Origin of the sequence: Vreelandella populi (genome assembly GCF_003989825.1) — a bacterium.
Taxonomy (GTDB): Bacteria; Pseudomonadota; Gammaproteobacteria; order Pseudomonadales; family Halomonadaceae; genus Vreelandella; species Vreelandella populi.
This window is the reverse complement of the sequence record NZ_RZHE01000011.1, coordinates 27,106-46,176: the sequence shown is the minus strand read 5'-3', so window position 1 is coordinate 46,176 and position 19,071 is coordinate 27,106. Positions and strand designations below refer to the sequence as shown.

Sequence of the window (19,071 nt, the reverse complement as noted above, 5' to 3'; positions counted from 1 at the left end):
TAGCGTACTACTGCCGGGTGCTTGGATGCCTGGCTCAACCAATTTCTTGCCGAAGGAGCGCTATGTCGTCACCTGCCTTGCGGCCTTACCAGACAGATGCCGTGAAACGCGTTGTGGAGCACTTTCGCGCCTCCAGCGAGCCTGCCGTGGTGGTGCTTCCTACCGGCAGCGGCAAATCGCTGGTCATTGCCGAGCTGGCTCGGCTTGCCCGGGGGCGCGTGCTGGTGCTGGCCCACGTGCGCGAGCTGGTCGAGCAAAATCACGCCAAATACCAGGCCTATGGGCTTGAAGCGGATATCTTCAGCGCGGGGCTAAAGCGTAAGGAGGCTTCCCGCCAGGTGGTGTTTGGTTCAGTGCAGTCGGTGGTGCGCAATCTGGATTCATTCAACGATGCAGGCTTCACGCTGCTGGTGATTGATGAATGCCACCGTGTATCGCTGGGTAAAGATGCCAGCTACCGCCAGGTGATTGACCACTTGCGCAAGCAAAATGCCAATCTCAAGGTGCTGGGCCTGACTGCCACGCCTTATCGGCTGGGGCAGGGGTTTATCTATCACCGCCATTATCACGGCATGGTGCGCGGCAGTGAGGAGAGTTTTTTTCGCGACTGCGTGTTCGAGCAGCCACTGCGCCTGATGGTCAAGCAGGGCTATCTAGCCGAGCCAAAACGTTTGGACATGGCGATCGAAGGGTACGACTTTTCCCTGCTGGCGCCCGCTGAAAGCGGACATTATCGTGAGGCGGAACTTAACCGCGTGGTCGCCGGTAATCGCGCCACGCCCATGATTATCAGCCAGATTATTGAGCGCGCCGCTTCACGCCAGGGTGTGATGATCTTTGCTGCCACCGTTGCCCACGCCGAAGAAGTCATGGGGTATTTACCGCTTGATCAAGCGGCCCTTATTACCGGTTCAACGCCTTCCATCGAGCGCACTGAGCTGATAAACGCTTTCAAGGCACGAAGGCTTAAATACCTGGTGAATGTTTCGGTGCTGACTACTGGTTTTGACGCACCGCATGTGGACTTGATTGCCATACTGCGGCCCACGGAGTCGGTGAGCCTTTATCAGCAGATCGCCGGGCGAGGTCTGCGCCTCTCTGAAGGTAAGGAAGACTGTCTGATTCTGGATTACGCCGGTAATCCTTGGGATCTATATGCCCCGGAAGTGGGCGAGCCTAAACCGCCAGGCGACAATGAGCCTGTTCAGGTAGAGTGTCCGGCCTGTGGTCACGCCAATCTTTTTTGGGGCAAGCGCGATGGCGAGCTAGTGATCGAGCACTTTGGCCGCCGCTGCCAGGGGCTGATTGAAAATGAGGCCGGGAAACGCACCCAGTGCGATTTTCGCTTTCGCTTCAAGGTGTGTGATAACTGCGGCACCGAAAACGATATTGCCGCACGACGCTGCCATGGCTGCGAGCAGCTGCTGGTGGATGCGGATGATAAGCTCAAGGATGCATTAAGACTCAAGGATGCCCGGGTGCTGCGGGTCAGCGGTATGCAGCTGGAAGCGGCTAACAACGGACGTGGGCTGCCGCGTTTGAAAGTTACCTATCACGATGAGGATGGCATCACGCTCTGTGAATGGTTTGCTCTGGAAACCCCGGCCCAGCGCCGGGCATTTTATGCAGTTTTCCTGCGCCGCCACCTGCGTGCACCGGGCGCTTCCTGGCAGCCGGTAACACCCGAGGAAGTGATTAACGAACAGCGCCGCTTACGCCATCCGGATTTTGTGGTTGGGCGTAAGGCAGGTCGGCATTTTCAGATTCGTGACAAGCTTTTCGATTATCAAGGACGTTACCGCAAAGCGGACGAGGCTGGCTAAAGTGGGAGCTACTTCAAACGCCACACCTCGCTATGCGCCGACTTTGTTACACTGCGCGCCTGAGCCCATTGATCAAGAGACTTCTACTGCGTGAGCGAGATACAAAGCGCCACTGTTGATCCAGACCAACTGATTACCCCAACGCTCGAGCCGGTGAAGGAGGCGCTTGGGCGGCTGTTTGACGAGCCGATTACCCAGTTGCCCGAGGATTTATACATTCCCCCTGAGGCGCTACGCGTATTTCTGGAAACGTTCGAGGGGCCGCTGGATCTTCTTCTGTATCTTATCCGTCGGCAGAATCTGGATATTCTGACCATCAACGTGGCGGCTATTACGCATCAGTACATTGAGTACGTAGAGCTGATGCAGGCCATGGAGATTGAGCTTGCCGGTGAGTACCTGCTGATGGCGGCGATGCTTGCTGAGATCAAGTCACGCACGCTGCTGCCGCGGCCGCCCAAGGCCGAAGGAGAGGACGAAGAAGACCCGCGTGCCGAGCTTATTCGCAGGCTTCAGGAGTATGAGCGCTTAAAGGCCGCCGCGGAAACGTTGGATACGCTACCTCGCATGGGGCGCGACTGGTTTAGCGTTCAGGCTGGCCTGCCGCCTCTTGAGGCACGGGTCATTCATCCCGATGTGGAACTTGATGAACTGCTCGGCGCACTGTCCGATATTCTCAAACGTGCCGAGCTTGTAAAGGCTCACCAAATTAGCCGGGAAGTGCTCTCGACCCGTGAGCGCATGCTCAAGATAATGGAGCAGCTGACCAACGAGCACTATACACCCTTTGAAGCCCTGTTTACTTTGGAGGAAGGGCGTGCAGGCGTTGTGGTGACCTTTATGGCAATCCTGGAACTGGCGAAAGAGGCCATGATCGAAATTGTTCAAAACGCGCCGCTATCGCCCATTCACGTGCGCGCGCGCAGCGCTACGCTGGTTGATGGGGTAGAGGGTGCCTTTGAAACGTCTGATGTGGGCGAGTCCGCTTTCGAAGAGTCCGCCTTTGAGCCTGACGAGAAGTCGCCATGAGAGATACCACCCTAGACGATATTATTGAGGCGGCGCTCCTTGCTGCAGGCGAACCGTTGGCACTGGAGCGGCTTGAAACCCTGTTTCTTGAAGATGAGTGCCCCGCTCGGCGTGAGCTGCGTGACGCGCTTGCGCGGCTCTCACAGCGCCACAAGGAGGGCGCCCTGGAGCTGGTCGAGACCGCCTCCGGGTTTCAGCTGCGTATCCGTCCACGACTGTCACACTGGGTATCGCGCTTATGGGATGAGCGCCCTCAGCGCTATTCGCGGGCCCTGCTTGAAACGCTGGCGCTGGTTGCTTATCGACAGCCCGTTACCCGTGGGGATATCGAAGAAGTTCGAGGGGTTAGTGTCAGCAGCTCGATTATGCGCACCCTGATGGAGCGCGGCTGGATCCGCGTTGTCGGGCACCGTGATGTGCCCGGGCGGCCAGCGGTTTATGCCACCACGCGTAGCTTTCTGGACGATTTTGGCCTCAAAACGCTGGATGCTCTGCCGCCCATGCATGAACTTGCCAATTGGGAAGATATGGGCGATACAGAAGCGTCCAGCCCGCAAGAAGCCAGAGCGCTATCCTACGCTGATAATGACGAAGAAACCCTAGAAGAAATACTGGACGAAACGTCTGGAAGCGTGCAGGATGCGCCACCCGAGACGGCTGAGATAGCCGACGAACACGCCGAGACGGCGTTAACCCAGCCGCTGAGTTTTGCTGACTTGGAAGCACGGCTCGCGGCACGTGCGCAGCGCTCAAATGATGACAGCGCGCGTACGCAGACCAATGACATGAGGTCAGACGATCATGACTCAGAGCAATAACACTCCTCCCACCAGTGAAAAGCTGCAAAAAGTACTTGCTCGCGCAGGGCTTGGCTCGCGGCGTGAAATGGAAACCGTGATTGCCGATGGCCGGGTAAAGGTCAACGGCCAGGTAGCCAAGCTAGGCGACCGCGTTGAAATTCGCGATAAGGTCAGCCTTGATGATCGCCCGGTAACGCTGCGTCCCGAGAACGAAGCGCCGCGTCGAGTCATCATGTACAACAAACCAGAAGGTGAGTTGTGCACCCGTAAAGATCCTGAAGGCCGTCGTACTGTATTTGATCGCTTGCCGCGCTTGAAAGGTGAACGCTGGATCGCAATTGGCCGACTGGATATCAACACCAGTGGCCTGCTGCTGTTCACCACAGACGGCGAGCTTGCCAACCGTTTGATGCACCCCTCGACCCAGGTCGAGCGTGAGTACGCGGTTCGCGTTATGGGTGAAGTAAAACGCGAACACATCGTTGCCATGGTCGATGGTGTCATGTTGGAAGATGGCCCGGCACGTTTTACCGATGTTCAGGAGTTTGGCGGCGAAGGTATCAATACCTGGTTCCACGTTGTCATCCTGGAAGGCCGAAACCGCGAAGTGCGTCGCTTGTGGGAGTCGCAAGAGCTTACCGTAAGCCGCTTAAAGCGTGTTCGCTACGGTAATATCTTTATTGATAAGCGCGCTAAAGCTGGGGAGTGGGTAGAGCTTTCTCAAGATGAGGTCGACGACCTGTCTACGCTTGCTAATCTAGAAACGCGCAAAGTGCCTGAGCTTACGCCTGATGAAAAGAACCGCTGGAGCCGCGATAAGAATAAGCGCCGGCCGGTACAAACCATGCGCAAACCCAAGCCTAAGTCTGATCGCCATTAAGTGATTGTTTTTTTGGCATATAGAGTAATTTTTTGTCTTCCAGGGTAGTTAAGCATGCCTAAAAATAGGCTCCTTGACCGCTGACTGCCCCTCGCTTTCAGGCTGGACCAAAATCTTCCGATAATCAGTCGGAAAATTGAGAGGACGACCGCGAACGCCCCCTGTGCTTCTTGTACGTATGTAATGGCCTTTCTCCCCTTTAGCCAAAAGATAAGGGGGAGGAAGGCAAAAAAGCCCTTGCTATTCATAAGGTGTGTCTGTACTATATGCATCCGTTCGAGGGGGTCGTTAGCTCAGTTGGTAGAGCAGTTGACTTTTAATCAATTGGTCGTAGGTTCGAATCCTACACGACCCACCATTCGAATGATGTAACAGCCGTTTTGAACGGTGTTGCTGTAAAAATTAAGTAAGCAAGAATTTGGGTCGTTAGCTCAGTTGGTAGAGCAGTTGACTTTTAATCAATTGGTCGTAGGTTCGAATCCTACACGACCCACCAAATTCCACGCCCTTGGTAGCTTGCTACCAAGGGCGTTTTGCTATGCGCGTTAACATGGAACGGCAGACTATATTTCCCTTACTATATTTCGCTTGCGGCAAGTATTGCTTTGCTACCACAATCATTGGGAGCTGGCTGACAATATGACCCAGCTGACTCACAATATGACCCAGCTGACTCACTAGCAAGAAAGAGTCATTTTGATAGCAGTAAAGAGAACATAGCTAGTAGCGCAGCAGGCCACCGCGAAAGACGCAGCGGCTTGTTGCAATCGCGAGCGGTAGGTGTGGATCACACAGACCGCGACGGGTGTTTAACAGGGGGATTCCCTGTTCGTCACAGTGGTAGACACGATGACTATGATGACTTCTCAGGCTGAGCTTGATGCTCCGCTGCCTAGCCCTTATTGCCCGACCCGTATTCCTGCTGAAGACCAGGCACGTGTTGCAGAAATAAAGCAGCTACTCAAGGTGCACAATGCGGTACTGGTCGCGCATTACTATACAGATGATGCGATTCAACAGCTGGCTGAAGAAACCGGCGGCTGTGTGGCAGACTCCCTTGAAATGGCCCGCTTTGGTGCGCGCCACGATGCCACCACTCTGGTCGTGGCCGGCGTGCGTTTCATGGGGGAAACGGCCAAGATTCTTTCGCCTGAAAAACGCGTATTGATGCCCACCCTCGAGGCTACCTGCTCGCTGGATATCGGCTGCCCGGAGAAAGCATTCAGCGCTTTCTGCGATGCTCATCCTGAGCGCACGGTGGTGGTTTACGCCAATACCTCAGCGGCTGTAAAAGCGCGCGCTGACTGGGTAGTGACTTCTTCCATCGCGGTTGAGGTGATTGAGTATTTGCAGGCGCGGGGCGAAAAGATCCTGTGGGCACCGGATAAGCATTTGGGTAGCTATATCCAGAAAAAGACCGGTGCCGATATGCTGATGTGGGACGGTGCCTGTATTGTCCATGAAGAGTTCAAGGCCAAGGGAATCGAGGATTTAAAGCGTCTTTACCCCGAGGCAGCGGTCCTGGTCCATCCAGAATCGCCAGCGTCGGTGGTCAGCATGGCGGATGTGGCTGGTTCTACCTCGCAACTCATTAAAGCAGCCCAGTCACTGCCCAATGATAAGCTGATTGTGGCCACGGACCGGGGTATTTTCTTTAAGATGCAGCAAGCAGTGCCGGGCAAAATACTGTTTGAAGCGCCCACGGCTGGAAACGGCGCCACGTGTCGTAGCTGTGCCCACTGTCCGTGGATGGCGATGAACGCGTTGGATAATCTGGCAGGCGCCTTACGCCACGGTAGCGGCGAAATTTATATCGATGAGTCGCTTCGCCTGCGTGCACTCAAGCCTCTGGAGCGAATGCTCAGTTTCAATGCTTGATTGTGCGTGTTAGCAAGGCTCCATATAAAGCGCCCGGCTGTGCCAACAGGCCGGGCGCTTTTATTGGCAATAGTAAGGCAGTAGCAGACAGCGCCGACGCTTTTAGAAGTCCTTTAACGTCTCGCGGTATTTAATAAAGGCCTCGCGGCGCTGTTCAATGCGTGCCAGCGCCTGTTGGTCGTTATCCCGCTCAGCGGCGTCACGCGCTAGCGAGAGCTGGCGTATGCCCTGATCCACTCGCCCGGTAAGCTGCAGGTGCTCGGCGCGAGCCAAGTGCCCCCAGCTATTGCGCCCACTCCGGCCTGCCGCCTCGGCAAGCAGGTTGAAGCCCTGAGGGTTCTCAGGGTGACGTGACGTGATATCGTTGAGGAGCGCGTAGGCAGCGGCTGGGTCTCGCTGCAACTGCGCTTCGGCCAGTGTCAGTTGGGTGGGTAAATAGCCGGGCATTATTCTCAGCAAACGCTGACTGCGGGTAATAGCGTCATCATAACGCTGGGCATTCAAGGCAATGTTGGCACCTGAGGCGGGCAGCATGCCGTAATCGGGAAGCTCGGTCGCTAGCTGGTCAATCATTTGCAGGGCGCGGTCGGTTTGGCCATTGCGTGCGGCAATCAGTGCATCTAGATAGCGTCTTGCAGGTTCCTCGGCGCCTTCCTGGGAAAGCCGAGAGGCGGCTTGCTGCGGTGAGCTGCTGTAAATGCTCAGCAGCGCGCGGGCGCGCATCATGTCATAAAGCGTATCGCTGGTGTACACATTGGCTACGCTTAACTGCGAGGCGCGTGCCTGGGCATCACTCAAACGGCTATCAGAGACGGGGTGGGTCAGCAGAAACTCGGGCGGCGTGCCGCCCTGCAGGCGGGCCATTCGCTGCATGGCGGCAAACATGCGCACCATCGATTGCGGGTCGTACCCGGCGTCTGCCATGGCCTGCAGGCCGATGCGGTCAGCCTCTTGCTCAAAGCGTCGTGAATAGGTGAGCTGGTCCTGGATCAGCGCCGCCTGTGAGCCCATGGCAGCGGCTATGCCGGCATCGCCGCCACCACTAGCGGCTACCAGCATGCCTGCCAGCATCGCGGCCATTGCGGGTAGCTGCGTCTGTTCGGCGCGGGCGCTTCCGCGTGCGTAGTGGCGTTGAGAGAGGTGGCCCAGCTCGTGAGCGATAACTGACACAAACGCGCCTTCATCTTCGGCAAATGCAAACAGCCCTGAATTGATGCCAATAACGCCACCAGGCACCGCAAAGGCGTTAAGGGAGCGATTATCCACCATCACGGTAGTGATCTGCAGACCGCCTAGCTGGCTATAGGGGATCAAGCGTGACACCAGGTTTTCGAAATAGTCGCTGACGATAGGGTCTTGCCACTGAGGCGCTTGCGCACGGAACTGGCGTAGCCAGGCGCGTCCTAACCGGAACTCTTCGCTGGTAGCCGATGACGCAGCACCGCCAAGCGAGGGCAGGTGGTAGTCATTGAGCGCGTAGCTTAGGGGGCTTAATACGCTAAGGCTGCAAGCAATGACAAGCGCGCGAAGCCCGCGCGAGTAAACAGTCCGTAAGTGCGGCATGGCATCCTCATTTATAAGAGTAAGGCGCAGCGGTCAACCTGTGACATTGATTGATGCAGTGAAGTGCCGTTAAATCAAATAGTCATCGAGCATCGCAACGTAAACAGTTTATGCAACAATGCGGTGATCATGCAGGCATTTTTTGGGAGTACGTATGTCTGAACCAACAACAGGTCTTCAACCTGACGACGTGCTGGATGCACGTGGGTTGCCATGCCCGTTGCCATTGCTGAAAGCCAAGCAGGCGCTCGCCGGTCTTGCTGCCGGGCAGTTGCTGGAAGTGCGCGCGACCGATGCAGGGTCCTGGCGAGATATGGCCTCCTTCACCGATCAAAGTGGTCATGCCATGGAAGCCCGAGAGCAACGCGAAGATGAGTACTTTTTTTGGATACGCAAGGCGGGGGATATGCGTTCATGACCATGCGAACGATTTTAAAAAGCTGGGTTGAGCGTTATTTCTCCGACGAAGAAGCGCTCGTTTTGCTGCTGATACTGATCGCGGGTTTTGCCGCCATTATCTTGTTTGGCCGCATGCTGGCACCATTTTTTACCGCGCTGGTAGTTGCCTTCCTACTGCAAGGTGTTGTGGGCGCTTTGACACGTCGCGGCGTGCCGCATTTGCTGGCGGTTATTATCATATTTCTGGCGTTTGTCAGTGCGCTATTAACCCTGGCGTTTATTTTGATGCCGCTTATCTGGAACCAGTTGGTCGGGCTTGTTCAAGAAACGCCGCGGATGTTTGCCAGCGGCCAGCTGTGGTTGGATGAGATGCAGGCGCGCTACCCCAACTTGATTACCCCGGATCAAATGCAGAGCTGGATTGGCGTGGCGAGCCGGGAAATTAGCCAGTTGGGCCAGCGCGCCCTGACGCTTTCCCTGGCTTCGCTGGGTAATGTGATGTCGTTAATCATTTACCTGGTATTAGTGCCTATCCTGGTGTTCTTCATGCTTAAAGACCGCGAGGTGCTGGTAGGTTTTGCGCTTTCGTTGCTGCCCCAGAAACGCGCGTTATTAACGCGAATCTGGAAAGAGATGGATCACCAGATCGCAAATTATATTCGCGGTAAATTCATCGAAATCATGATTGTGGGCACCGTCGCGTTTTTTACCTTTACCTTCTTTGGGTTGCCTTATACAGCGCTGCTGGCCGTGTTGGTTGGATTTTCAGTGCTGGTGCCTTTTATCGGGGCGGCGGTAGCTACTCTACCTGTAGCAGCGGTAGCCGGCTTCTATTTTGGTTTGAGCGACCAGTTCTTTTACGTACTGGTGGCCTACGGTGTTATTCAGGCGTTGGATGGCAATGTGCTCTCTCCCGTACTCTTTTCCGAAACCAACAATATTCATCCGGTTTCCATTATCGTGGCCGTACTGTTCTTTGGCGGGATCTGGGGATTTTGGGGCGTGTTTTTTGCTATTCCATTGGCAACGCTACTCAAGGCACTTACCTATGCGTGGCCGCGAGGTATCAATGAACAGGAAAGGACGAGTGGCATTGTGAGGGTGGATTCATAGACCGCATGCAGGCGGCTGGAAAGCGCGGTGTGTTATTGCGTTTTATGGATAAATAGATAAGAGCAGATAAATAGGTAGGCTTTAATGGCCAGACGTTGCGCCCGCTCGGTTAGAAACCGGCGGGCGTTATTGATTAGCGGTTGGCGTTGAGCGCTTGCGCCGCTGCCAGTACTTCATCAACATGGCCCGGTACTTTAACGCCACGCCATTCATTAGCCAGTTTGCCGTCTGCATCGATCAAGAAAGTGCTACGCTCAATCCCCAGATGCTCTTTACCGTACATTTTCTTGAGTTTGATCACATCAAAGTGTGCGCAGACCGTTTCATCCTTGTCAGAAATCAACGCAAAGTTGAAATCTTGCTTGGCCTTGAAGTTTTCCTGGGCACGCAAGCTGTCTCGCGAGACACCCAGAATAACGGTATTGGCTTCATCGAATGCGGTTTTACGGTCACGAAAGTCGCCGCCCTCGGTGGTGCATCCCGGCGTACTGGCTTTAGGGTAAAAGTAGATAACGACCTGTTTACCGCGTAGCTCCGATAGCGTTACGGTGGTATTACCGGTAGCGCTGGCAGAAAAATCAGCTACAGGCTGGCCTATTTCAAGGCTCATGGAAACTCCTTATCGTTGGCAGTAGGTTGGGGTGATTACACGCAACCTGAGGCTGCATGTCAAAGGTGCAAGAGGCATGCGTCACAAACTCACAGCGGTTTGCGCTGTACAGGCATGAATCGCCTGAGTACCATTTACCCTCTGTAAGCCCAAAAGGGCGATAATACTGTTGCTTTAGTCAGCAGTTCGACTCCTTGTCTCACTACCCGTGTTGGGCTTGATTTCATAATTTTGCAGGTGAGGAATAAACGGATGATCACAGGCAGCATCGTCGCCCTGGCGACGCCGATGAAAGTCAATGGCGACATCGACTGGGAGGCGCTTCGTCGTCTGGTAAATTTCCACCTTGAGAACGGGACTGACGGTATTGTGGCCGCAGGCACCACGGGCGAGCCAACGACCATGTCATTTGCCGAGCACTTTGACGTGATCAGAAGCGTGGTCGAGGAAGTTAACGGCCGTATTCCGGTGATTGCCGGGACAGGAGCCAACGCGACTTCGGAAGCCGTGGAACTTGCCCGTTACGCCAGCGAAGTAGGCGCTGATTACTGCTTGTCAGTGTGCCCGTATTACAACAAGCCGACGCAGGAAGGCTTGTACCAGCATTTCAAAGCCGTGGCAGAAGGCAGCAAGCTGCCGGTCATCATGTATAACGTACCGGGCCGTACCTGCTCTGATCTGTACAATGAAACCGTGGTACGCCTAGCCGGTGTGGACAACATTATTGGCTTGAAAGATGCGACCGGGAACCTTGAGCGCGCAGAAGATCTAATTGCTCGCTTGAAAGGCAGCGATTTCATGCTCTACTCAGGTGATGATGCAACCGCCTGCGACTTTATGCTGATGGGTGGGCATGGCGATATTTCCGTCACTGCAAACGTTGCCCCGAAGGCGATGCATGAACTGTGTGCGGCCGCTGTTGCTGGAGATGCTGATAAAGCGCATCAAATCAATACCCGCTTAATGCCGCTACATACCAATCTGGGCGTTGAGTCGAACCCCATCCCGGTAAAATGGGCGCTTAACCGCATGGGCTATATGGATGCGGGGATTCGTTTGCCATTGACGTGGCTGTCTGATAAATACCACGCCACTGTGAGTGAAGCGATGCAAATGGCGGGTGTGATCGAGGAGTAATGCTCTTCCATTACCCCGGCGCGATACCTTTTGCTGCCCGGCGCACTCGAGGTGTGTCGGGCAGCTGATTTGTTGACTGTTAAGGTGGCTTGATGAGCTCTGTGCTTGAAAAACGTGCGCTAAAATGGATACCGCTGGCACTCGTAACGGCTGTCACCCTGGCTGGGTGCGCGCGCGATGGTTATTACCACGACCGCAACCTGGACTACACGGAAGCTGCCCCGGCCCCGCCTCTGGTGCTGCCCGAGACCCGCAATGCTCAGCGCTATCAGGATGCCTTACCCGTTCCTCAAGCGGCCGTACAGGGCGCGCGTATCAAGGAAGCGGCAGAAATACGCCCGCCCCAGTCGCTGGCCATTGGCAGTGGCTTGGAGTCTGAATACGTTGAGCGCCGTCAGGTAGGTGATCAAAGCTGGTTGGTCATCGCCGCCAATACAGGGGCCGTTTGGCCGCAGTTGGAAGCCTTTGCGCATAGTCGTCAGCTTGGCGTGCAGCAAAGCGATGTATCGCAGGGCTTGATTACTACTTCCCAGGCTGACCTGCGCTTGCAAAGCGCCATGCGCGCGGGCAGCAGTGAGGTACGTTGTGAGCGCGGTGGTCAGACTGTAGCGAACTGCCTGGACGCCCTAGAAGAGTACCTAGGCGCTCGCAGCGCATCGCAAAGCGTGGCTTCTTCCTGGAACGCGCAGCGCCTTAATACGCAGCAAACGCTGCAGATCCGCCAGCAAGGTGACGACTGGGAGGCTGTTATCCCTCAGCCGGTCGACCGTGTATGGGCCGAGCTGAACCACTACCTGGCCCTGGACTTTACCCGGGAAGGTGAGCGTAACCTACTGGCCACCCACCCTGAAAACTACGAGTTTCTGGTTGATTACATGACTGAGACCGAACGCGGCCGCAATCCGCTGCAGGTCGTCTTCAGTCGGGACGTGCGCCAGATGCCACAAGAAATACGCCTGATTCTGCAGCCGGATGGTAACCAGACCGTTCTGCGTGCCGTCAACGCCAGCGAGCGGGTGTTCACCGCCGACGATCAGCGTGAGCTGATCGAGCGTGTCGCAAGCTATTTACGTTAACCCGTTTACTTGATCCCCTTCGGAGCTCTCATGGAAAAGCGCCAAGAACTCTATGCCGGCAAGGCAAAGTCTGTATATACCACCGATGATCCGGACCTGCTGGTGCTGCATTTTCGTGATGACACCAGCGCGTTTGATGGCAAGAAGAAAGAAGCCCTTGCCCGTAAAGGGATGGTGAACAACATCTTCAACGCGTTCATTATGGAGCGCTTGCAGGAAGCGGGTATTCCTACGCATTTTGAAAAGCAGCTTTCACCTACTGAAAGTCTCGTGAAAAAAATGCAGATGATCCCGGTAGAGTGTGTGGTGCGCAATATTGCCGCTGGCGGTCTGGTGAAGCGCCTGGGTGTTGAAGAAGGCATTGCACTGACGCCGCCGACCTTTGAGCTGTTCTTGAAGAACGACGAGAAGGGCGATCCGATGATCAACGAATCGCTGGCGGAAACCTTTGGCTGGGCAACGCCTGAGCAACTGACCAAGATGAAGACGCTCACCTTCAAGGTCAACCATGTACTCAAGCACCTGTTTGCCGAAGGCGATATGCTGCTGGTGGACTACAAGCTTGAGTTTGGCATCTTCAAGGGCGAAGTGGTGCTGGGCGATGAGTTTTCGCCGGATGGCTGCCGCCTGTGGGATGCCAACACCCGCGAGAAGCTGGATAAAGACCGCTTCCGCCAAGGCCTGGGCGGCGTGATCGAAGCCTACGAGGAAGTCGGCCGCCGTTTGGGCATCACTTTCCCCGCTTAAACTGATTGCGCTACTCTGTGGCCAAGTCGATAGCCACCACGTTCAACGTGGTGGCTTCGTCGTTTTGCAAGGCGCAAAATTTCACATCCACGTCGCGTAGGCGCACGCCGTAGACGCGCCCGCTCTCTTCAGCACGCTTATAGGCGGGACGAGGGTCCTGACCCAGCACTTGGGTGATTAAAGCGTGCAGGGTAGTGCTGTCGGCACGCATTGTCAGCGTTTCCAGTGCGTCTTGGCTAAAGCTTACGTTCAAAAGGGCTGGCGCCTCGGGCGCAAAGCCAGCGCTGGCATCAGGGCGTGCCTCCGCCCAAGGCAGGTAGGGTTTGATGTCTACCACCGGCGTACCGTTTACCAGGTCGCAGCCTTCAAGTTTCAAGCGCACGCCGTGCCGGGCTTCAATACCGGCAAGCTTCACCAGCGACAGCCCCAGCCGGTTAGGGCGGTGCGTGCTGCGGCTGGCAAATACACCTACCTTGCGATTGCCGCCCAGCCGGGGCGGGCGTACCAGTGGCGTCCAGCGCTCGGGGCTCTGGTGAAAAATAAAAGACACCCAAAGGTGGCTAAAGTCTTCCAAGCCGCGCACGGTTAGCGGATCGTTATAGGGCGGCACCAGTACAAGAGAAGCATCAGCTGCTGGCGCCAGGCCCGGCTGGCGGGGAATGCCAAACTTGTCTGGATAGTCGCTCTCAACATAACCAATGGTCGTTAATGTAAAGGGTGCACATTGGCGGGCGTTGCGCATCATACTGCCTTATGCTGAGATAGGTGCCCTTAGTATAAAGCAACCTAGGTATAAAGCAGACTAGGTATCCAGTAGCCTGGCGTCATGCGCCGAGCACCACAGGTAACCTTCCTTTCGACATTAGCGTAGAGGTGATGCATGCCAACCACCGAGCAGCTTTCTGCGCCTAAAGCGCCCACCCCCCGCGTGACTTACCGCGCGGCGCTAATGCGTGACGCCTCGGACCAGGCCGAAGTGTTTTACCATGCGGTCATGCAGGGCGCGGCTAGCCACTATGAATTGAGCCAGCGGCGTGCTTGGGCCAATGCGCTCCCCCGTGAGGCTAGCGCCTGGGCGGCTCGCCAAGCACTTTACACAACACTGGTTGCTGTATGCGACGGACGTTGCGTTGGCTTTCTTGAGTTGGATATTGCTAAAGGGCGTATTGAGACGCTGTATGTCTGGCCGTCGCTCAATGGCCGCGGAATAGGCACCACCCTATTGATTCATGCCGAGCGAATACTGCTGGAGCAAGGCGTCGACCGGGTAGAGATTGAAGCAAGCCTGGTGCTGTTTGACCGACTGCTGCGCCGTGGATGGGAAAGCCTGGGCGAGCAGTGGGTCGAGCGCAGCGGTGAGTCGTTGAAGCGTTACCGGCTGGAAAAGCGGTTAAGCGCCATTGAGACCTAGCCTGGGCTAAATGTTAAACGTTGAACGTCTGGGTAATGCGCATGGAAAGATCGATTGATTTAACATCTTTAGTAAGTGCGCCGCTGGAAATACAGTCAACACCGGTATCGGCAATAGCTTTAAGCGTAGTGGCGTCCACGTTACCCGATGCCTCAAGGGTGGCTCGGCCGCCGTTGAGCTCAACGGCCACGTGTAGATCTTCCAGGGCAAAGTTGTCCAGCATGATGATGTCGGCGCCAGCTGCAAGCGCCTGATCCAATTCTTCGAAGGTTTCGACTTCAACCTCGACCGGTAGCTTGGGCGCAAGCGTCCGCGCCTGGGCAACAGCCGCCTGAATGCCGCCGCAGGCTGCGATATGGTTCTCTTTGATCAAAAACGCGTCCCACAGGCCAATGCGGTGATTGTGCCCGCCACCGCAGGTAACCGCATACTTTTGTGCCAGGCGCAGGCCGGGAAGCGTTTTCCGGGTATCCAGCAAACGTGCTCCAGTGCCTGCCATCAAGTCCACATAGGTACGCGTTGTGGTGGCGGTCGCCGATAGCGTTTGCAGCACGTTCAGCGCGGCGCGCTCGCCGGTCAGCAGGCTGCGTGCAGGGCCTTCAATTTCCAGAAAACACTGCCCAGCATCCAGTCGATCACCGTCGGCGGCCTGCCAACGCAGGGTGACGCGCTCGTTTAGTTGGCGAAATATCTCTTCGACCCAGGCCGTGCCGCATAGCACGGATGCTTCGCGAGTAATAACCTTGGCCGTTGCCCACTGGTTTTCGGGGATTAGCTGGGCGGTAATATCGCCACTGCCTACGTCTTCAGCCAGCAGGCGAGCAGCGCAGAGGCGGATCTCTTCAGCAAGCGCATTCTGATCATTCATAGCAGTGAGTTCTCTGGGCATCGTCAAGTGTGACCGGCATTATAGTAAAAGAGAGCAGTGAAAGTACGTGCCAACCGAAAGGAGACCTTGCGCGTGATTGATAACGAGAAGCCAGACGGGTGGTACAAGCAGGCACGAAAGGTGGCATCACCTAACTGCGACCCGCGGCCCACGGATGAAGTGTCCTTATTGGTACTGCACGCGATCAGTCTGCCACCGGGCCAATTTAGCGGTCCGGCTATTGAAGCGCTATTCACCAATCAGCTAGCCGCAGATGAGCATCCCTATTTTACCGCTATTGCGCACCTTCGCGTTTCAGCGCATTTTCTGATTCGGCGCGATGGTGAATGCGTGCAATTTGTTGATACAGATCAGCGCGCATGGCACGCGGGGCGCTCAAGATGGTGGGATAAGCAGCGAATGGAATGGCGTCAGGCGCTCAACGATTTTTCGCTAGGCATTGAGCTTGAAGGCGACGACACCACACCGTTTACCAAGGCTCAGTATCATACGCTGGTTGAGGTCGTGACATGGCTGAGAACCCGCTATCCAGCGCTTAACATTTCACGAATTACCAGCCATGCCCGTGTCGCGCCGCTGCGCAAAACGGACCCAGGGCCTGCATTTGATTGGGCATATTTTTATCAATTATTGAACATAAATAGCGTTGATGCGCTTTAAAGATGTGGGTTAAGTTATTCACCAATAAGAGAATAAAACGGTAGTTTAGTTACACTATGAATTAGTGGCGGGTCTGGAAACAATTTTTGAAATTGCTAATGTTGCGGTGCAATAGTTTGTTTTCGATAGTCTTTTCCTCTGTTCTAGAATTGGCAGCGTGACGACTTTGCGGTATCTTCCTATATACAAAAGGCTAACTTTTACGACATTTGTGTAGCTTTACTACATTCAGATTACTGTAGCTCATTGAATGTAGAGCTAAAATACCGTTAGCGTTACCGCGCAAATGCTTTTCTGCGGTGGCCACCAATCATCGCAGCCGCCCCAAGCCCAACTGGGTTGGCGGGGCTCATGTCATTTATCGTCATTCGGAGAGACCTCTATGAGTCTGGAGACAAGAGAAGATCTCGATCCGATCGAAACCACGGAGTGGCTGGAATCCCTGGAATCGGTACTGGATCGTGAGGGCGAAGATCGCGCCCGTTACCTGATGACCCGCCTGGCGGATCGCTTACGCCGTGACGGTATGAAGGTACCCTTCTCGGTGACAACCCCGCATCGCAACACGATTCCACTGCATCGTGAAGCCCCGATGCCTGGCGATCTGTTCATGGAGCGTCGTATCCGCTCTTTGATCCGCTACAACGCGATTGCTCAGGTTATTCGTAATAACCGGGCCAACCCAGGGCTTGGCGGCCACATTGCCAGTTTCATGTCATCGGCAACCCTTTACGACGTGGGCTTTAACCACTTCTTCCGCGCGCCTAAAGACGATTTTGCCGGCGACTTGATCTACATCCAGGGCCACGTGGCGCCGGGTATTTACGCGCGCTCCTTCCTGGAAGGCCGTCTGTCTGAAGAGCAGATGGACAAGTTCCGTCAGGAAGTGGATGGCGACGGCCTGTCGTCCTATCCGCACCCCTGGCTGATGCCGGATTACTGGCAGTTCCCGACTGTTTCCATGGGCCTTGGCCCGATCCAGGCGATCTATCAGGCCCACGTGATGAAGTACCTGCATCATCGCGAAATGAAGGACATGTACGATCGCAAGATCTGGTGCTTCATGGGTGATGGTGAGTGCGATGAGCCGGAGTCCTTAGGCGCCATCTCTTTGGCAGGTCGTGAGAACCTGGATAACCTGATCTTCGTCATCAACTGCAACCTGCAGCGTCTGGACGGTCCGGTGCGCGGTAACTCGCGTGTCATGGATGAGTTCGAAGGCGTTTTCCGAGGTGCTGGCTGGAACGTCATCAAGGTTGTCTGGGGCCGTCACTGGGATCCGCTGTTTGAGAAGGACAAGAAAGGCTTCCTTCAAAAGCGTATGGACGAAGCGGTCGACGGTGAGTACCAGAACTACAAGGCCAACGGCGGCGCATACACGCGTGAGCACTTCTTCGGCAAGTATCCTGAAACCGAAGAGATGGTTAAAGACCTTTCCGATGAAGATATCTGGAAGCTCAACCGCGGTGGACACGACCCGTTCAAGGTTTACGCGGCCTATCATGAAGCCGTCAATTCCTCGAACGGTAAGCCGACGGTTATCCTGGCGCATACCGTGAAAGGTTACGGTATGGGTAGCGGTGATGGCGAAGCAGCCAACGAAGCGCACCAAGTGAAAAGCATGGAGTACGAGGCGCTGAGGAAATTCCGCGACCGCTTCGGTATTCCGCTTACTGATGAGCAGCTCAAGGAAGTGCCTTACTACAAGCCGGAAGACGATTCTCCCGAGCTCAAGTACATGCACCTTCAGCGCGAGCGCTTGAACGGCTACCTGCCCAGCCGAAAAAGCGATTTCGAAGCGCTGGAAATTCCCACGCTTGAAGACAAGACATTCGCCACGCAAATGGCGGGCTCCAAAGGTCGCGAAGTATCTACCACCATGTCCTTTGTGCGGGTGCTCAATGGTTTGGTAAAAGATAAGACGCTTGGCAAGCTGGTCGTACCGATTATCCCTGATGAAGCGCGTACCTTCGGTATGGAAGGTATGTTCCGTCAGCTAGGCATTTATACCGCCGAAGGCCAGAAGTATGAGCCGATGGATAAAGGCCAGATCATGTACTACCGCGAGGACCAGAAAGGCCAGGTCCTTGAAGAAGGTATTACTGAAGCAGGCGCGATGTCAGCGTGGATTGCGGCGGCAACCTCCTACAGCAACAACCATGTCACGCTGCTGCCATTTTACATTTACTACTCCATGTTTGGTTTTCAGCGTATTGGCGATCTGGCATGGGCCGCGGGTGACTTGCAGGCACGTGGCTTTATGGTGGGCGGTACTGCTGGTCGTACCACGCTTAACGGTGAAGGTCTGCAGCACCAGGATGGCCACAGCCTGATCCAGGCGTCTACCATCCCCAACTGCCGCAGCTACGACCCCACTTACGGTCACGAAGTCGCCGTCATCGTTCAGGATGGTTTGAAGCGCATGTTCACTGGTAAAGAGAACTGCTTCTACTACTTGACCGTCATGAACGAGAACTACGAGCATCCGGAGCTTGAGAACGTACCGGTCGACGATATCGTCAAAGGTATGTACCTGCTGCGCGAAACGAAGGGCGATAAGGGCCGCGTTCAGCTGTTGGGTTCTGGCACCATTCTGCGTGAGGTGGAAGCCGCGGCTGAGCTTCTGGAAAACGACTGGGGCATTGGCGCCGACATCTGGAGCGTGACCAGCTTTAACGAGCTGCGTCGTGAAGCGCTGCTGCTTGAGCGTGAGTCCTTCCTGAATCCGGACGCGGAGGCCGACAAGCCCCACGTCACGAAATGTCTGGAAGGTCGCGATGGCCCGGTGATTGCTTCGACTGACTACATGAAGCTCTATGCGGATCAGGTACGTGCCTGGGTGCCAGGTGACTATACTGTTCTGGGTACTGATGGCTATGGCCGTTCGGACACGCGTAAGAAGCTGCGTTACTTCTTTGAGGTAGATCGTTACTTCGTCACCGTAGCCGCTTTGCGTGCGCTGGCTGAGCGTGGTGAGATTGAACGTAAGCAGGTTGGCGAAGCCATGAAGAAATATGGCATTGACGCTAACAAGCCGAATCCGCTGACCAGCTAAA

17 protein-coding genes and 2 tRNA genes are annotated in these 19,071 nt (G+C 55.4%); 15 read left to right on the top strand and 4 right to left on the bottom strand.

Annotated features, from left to right (window positions below; translation table 11 throughout):
- Positions 1-62 precede the first annotated feature (62 nt).
- The 7 genes from radD (at position 63) to nadA (ending at position 6,410) form a co-directional block, all read left to right on the top strand.
- Entirely contained in the window at positions 63-1,823 is a 1,761-nt protein-coding gene (gene radD / locus ELY25_RS11770) for a DNA repair helicase RadD (protein WP_126951475.1), read from the top strand.
- Between the two features lie 129 nt (positions 1,824-1,952).
- Positions 1,953-2,852 carry a segregation and condensation protein A gene (locus tag ELY25_RS11765; RefSeq protein ID WP_236995729.1) on the top strand — a complete coding sequence of 300 codons (900 nt, stop codon included), beginning with the start codon at positions 1,953-1,955 and terminating at the stop codon, positions 2,850-2,852.
- Positions 2,849-3,670 carry an SMC-Scp complex subunit ScpB gene (scpB, locus tag ELY25_RS11760; protein WP_126951473.1) on the top strand — a complete coding sequence of 274 codons (822 nt, stop codon included), beginning with the start codon at positions 2,849-2,851 and terminating at the stop codon, positions 3,668-3,670. Before ELY25_RS11765 ends, scpB begins: the two co-directional genes overlap by 4 nt.
- On the top strand, positions 3,654-4,532 hold the full coding sequence (rluB, locus tag ELY25_RS11755; protein ID WP_126951472.1) for a 23S rRNA pseudouridine(2605) synthase RluB: 879 nt from the start codon (positions 3,654-3,656) through the stop codon (positions 4,530-4,532). Before scpB ends, rluB begins: the two co-directional genes overlap by 17 nt.
- 282 nt (positions 4,533-4,814) lie before the next feature.
- Positions 4,815-4,890: transfer RNA gene (locus ELY25_RS11750), tRNA-Lys, on the top strand.
- A gap of 62 nt (positions 4,891-4,952) precedes the next feature.
- Positions 4,953-5,028 (top strand) — tRNA-Lys (locus ELY25_RS11745).
- 353 nt (positions 5,029-5,381) lie between these two features.
- On the top strand, positions 5,382-6,410 hold the full coding sequence (nadA, locus tag ELY25_RS11740) for a quinolinate synthase NadA (RefSeq protein ID WP_126951471.1): 1,029 nt from the start codon (positions 5,382-5,384) through the stop codon (positions 6,408-6,410).
- A gap of 102 nt (positions 6,411-6,512) precedes the next feature.
- Here the strand turns inward: nadA and ELY25_RS11735 are convergent, their stop codons facing one another.
- Entirely contained in the window at positions 6,513-7,973 is a 1,461-nt protein-coding gene (locus ELY25_RS11735) for a M48 family metalloprotease (protein ID WP_126951470.1), read from the bottom strand.
- A gap of 154 nt (positions 7,974-8,127) precedes the next feature.
- On the opposite strand from ELY25_RS11735, the gene ELY25_RS11730 reads away from it, so the two are divergent.
- The gene (locus tag ELY25_RS11730; protein WP_126951469.1) at positions 8,128-8,391 is read left to right on the top strand and encodes a sulfurtransferase TusA family protein; all 264 of its coding nucleotides are present in this window, start codon (positions 8,128-8,130) and stop codon (positions 8,389-8,391) included.
- Positions 8,388-9,485 (top strand): AI-2E family transporter, encoded by a 1,098-nt coding sequence (locus tag ELY25_RS11725; protein ID WP_126951468.1) that lies wholly within the window; start codon positions 8,388-8,390, stop codon positions 9,483-9,485. Before ELY25_RS11730 ends, ELY25_RS11725 begins: the two co-directional genes overlap by 4 nt.
- A 133-nt stretch (positions 9,486-9,618) precedes the next feature.
- On the opposite strand, the gene ELY25_RS11720 is transcribed toward ELY25_RS11725, so the two are convergent.
- Positions 9,619-10,095: a peroxiredoxin gene (locus ELY25_RS11720; protein ID WP_126951467.1), complete on the bottom strand. Its 477-nt coding sequence runs from the start codon at positions 10,093-10,095 to the stop codon at positions 9,619-9,621.
- A 252-nt stretch (positions 10,096-10,347) separates the two neighbouring features.
- Here ELY25_RS11720 and dapA point away from each other — a divergent pair, with 252 nt between their 5' ends.
- The 3 genes from dapA to purC all read left to right on the top strand — a co-directional run bounded on the left by dapA (position 10,348) and on the right by purC (position 13,055).
- Complete coding sequence (gene dapA, locus ELY25_RS11715; RefSeq protein WP_126951466.1) at positions 10,348-11,232, top strand: 4-hydroxy-tetrahydrodipicolinate synthase; 885 nt, start codon at positions 10,348-10,350, stop codon at positions 11,230-11,232.
- A 92-nt stretch (positions 11,233-11,324) separates the two neighbouring features.
- Positions 11,325-12,308: an outer membrane protein assembly factor BamC gene (gene bamC, locus ELY25_RS11710; RefSeq protein ID WP_126951465.1), complete on the top strand. Its 984-nt coding sequence runs from the start codon at positions 11,325-11,327 to the stop codon at positions 12,306-12,308.
- A gap of 30 nt (positions 12,309-12,338) precedes the next feature.
- Positions 12,339-13,055: a phosphoribosylaminoimidazolesuccinocarboxamide synthase gene (gene purC, locus ELY25_RS11705; protein ID WP_126951464.1), complete on the top strand. Its 717-nt coding sequence runs from the start codon at positions 12,339-12,341 to the stop codon at positions 13,053-13,055.
- A gap of 10 nt (positions 13,056-13,065) precedes the next feature.
- Here purC and tsaA read toward each other — a convergent pair whose 3' ends face one another.
- Positions 13,066-13,797 (bottom strand): tRNA (N6-threonylcarbamoyladenosine(37)-N6)-methyltransferase TrmO, encoded by a 732-nt coding sequence (gene tsaA, locus ELY25_RS11700; RefSeq protein ID WP_126951463.1) that lies wholly within the window; start codon positions 13,795-13,797, stop codon positions 13,066-13,068.
- Positions 13,798-13,935: 138 nt separating this feature from the next.
- Here tsaA and ELY25_RS11695 point away from each other — a divergent pair, with 138 nt between their 5' ends.
- Positions 13,936-14,466 carry a GNAT family N-acetyltransferase gene (locus tag ELY25_RS11695; protein ID WP_126951462.1) on the top strand — a complete coding sequence of 177 codons (531 nt, stop codon included), beginning with the start codon at positions 13,936-13,938 and terminating at the stop codon, positions 14,464-14,466.
- Between the two features lie 13 nt (positions 14,467-14,479).
- Here ELY25_RS11695 and nadC read toward each other — a convergent pair whose 3' ends face one another.
- Entirely contained in the window at positions 14,480-15,334 is an 855-nt protein-coding gene (nadC, locus tag ELY25_RS11690; RefSeq protein ID WP_126951461.1) for a carboxylating nicotinate-nucleotide diphosphorylase, read from the bottom strand.
- Between the two features lie 96 nt (positions 15,335-15,430).
- On the opposite strand from nadC, the gene ampD reads away from it, so the two are divergent.
- On the top strand, positions 15,431-16,015 hold the full coding sequence (ampD, locus tag ELY25_RS11685) for a 1,6-anhydro-N-acetylmuramyl-L-alanine amidase AmpD (RefSeq protein WP_126951561.1): 585 nt from the start codon (positions 15,431-15,433) through the stop codon (positions 16,013-16,015).
- Between the two features lie 382 nt (positions 16,016-16,397).
- Entirely contained in the window at positions 16,398-19,070 is a 2,673-nt protein-coding gene (gene aceE, locus ELY25_RS11680) for a pyruvate dehydrogenase (acetyl-transferring), homodimeric type (protein WP_126951460.1), read from the top strand.
- The last annotated feature ends 1 nt before the right edge of the window (position 19,071 follow it).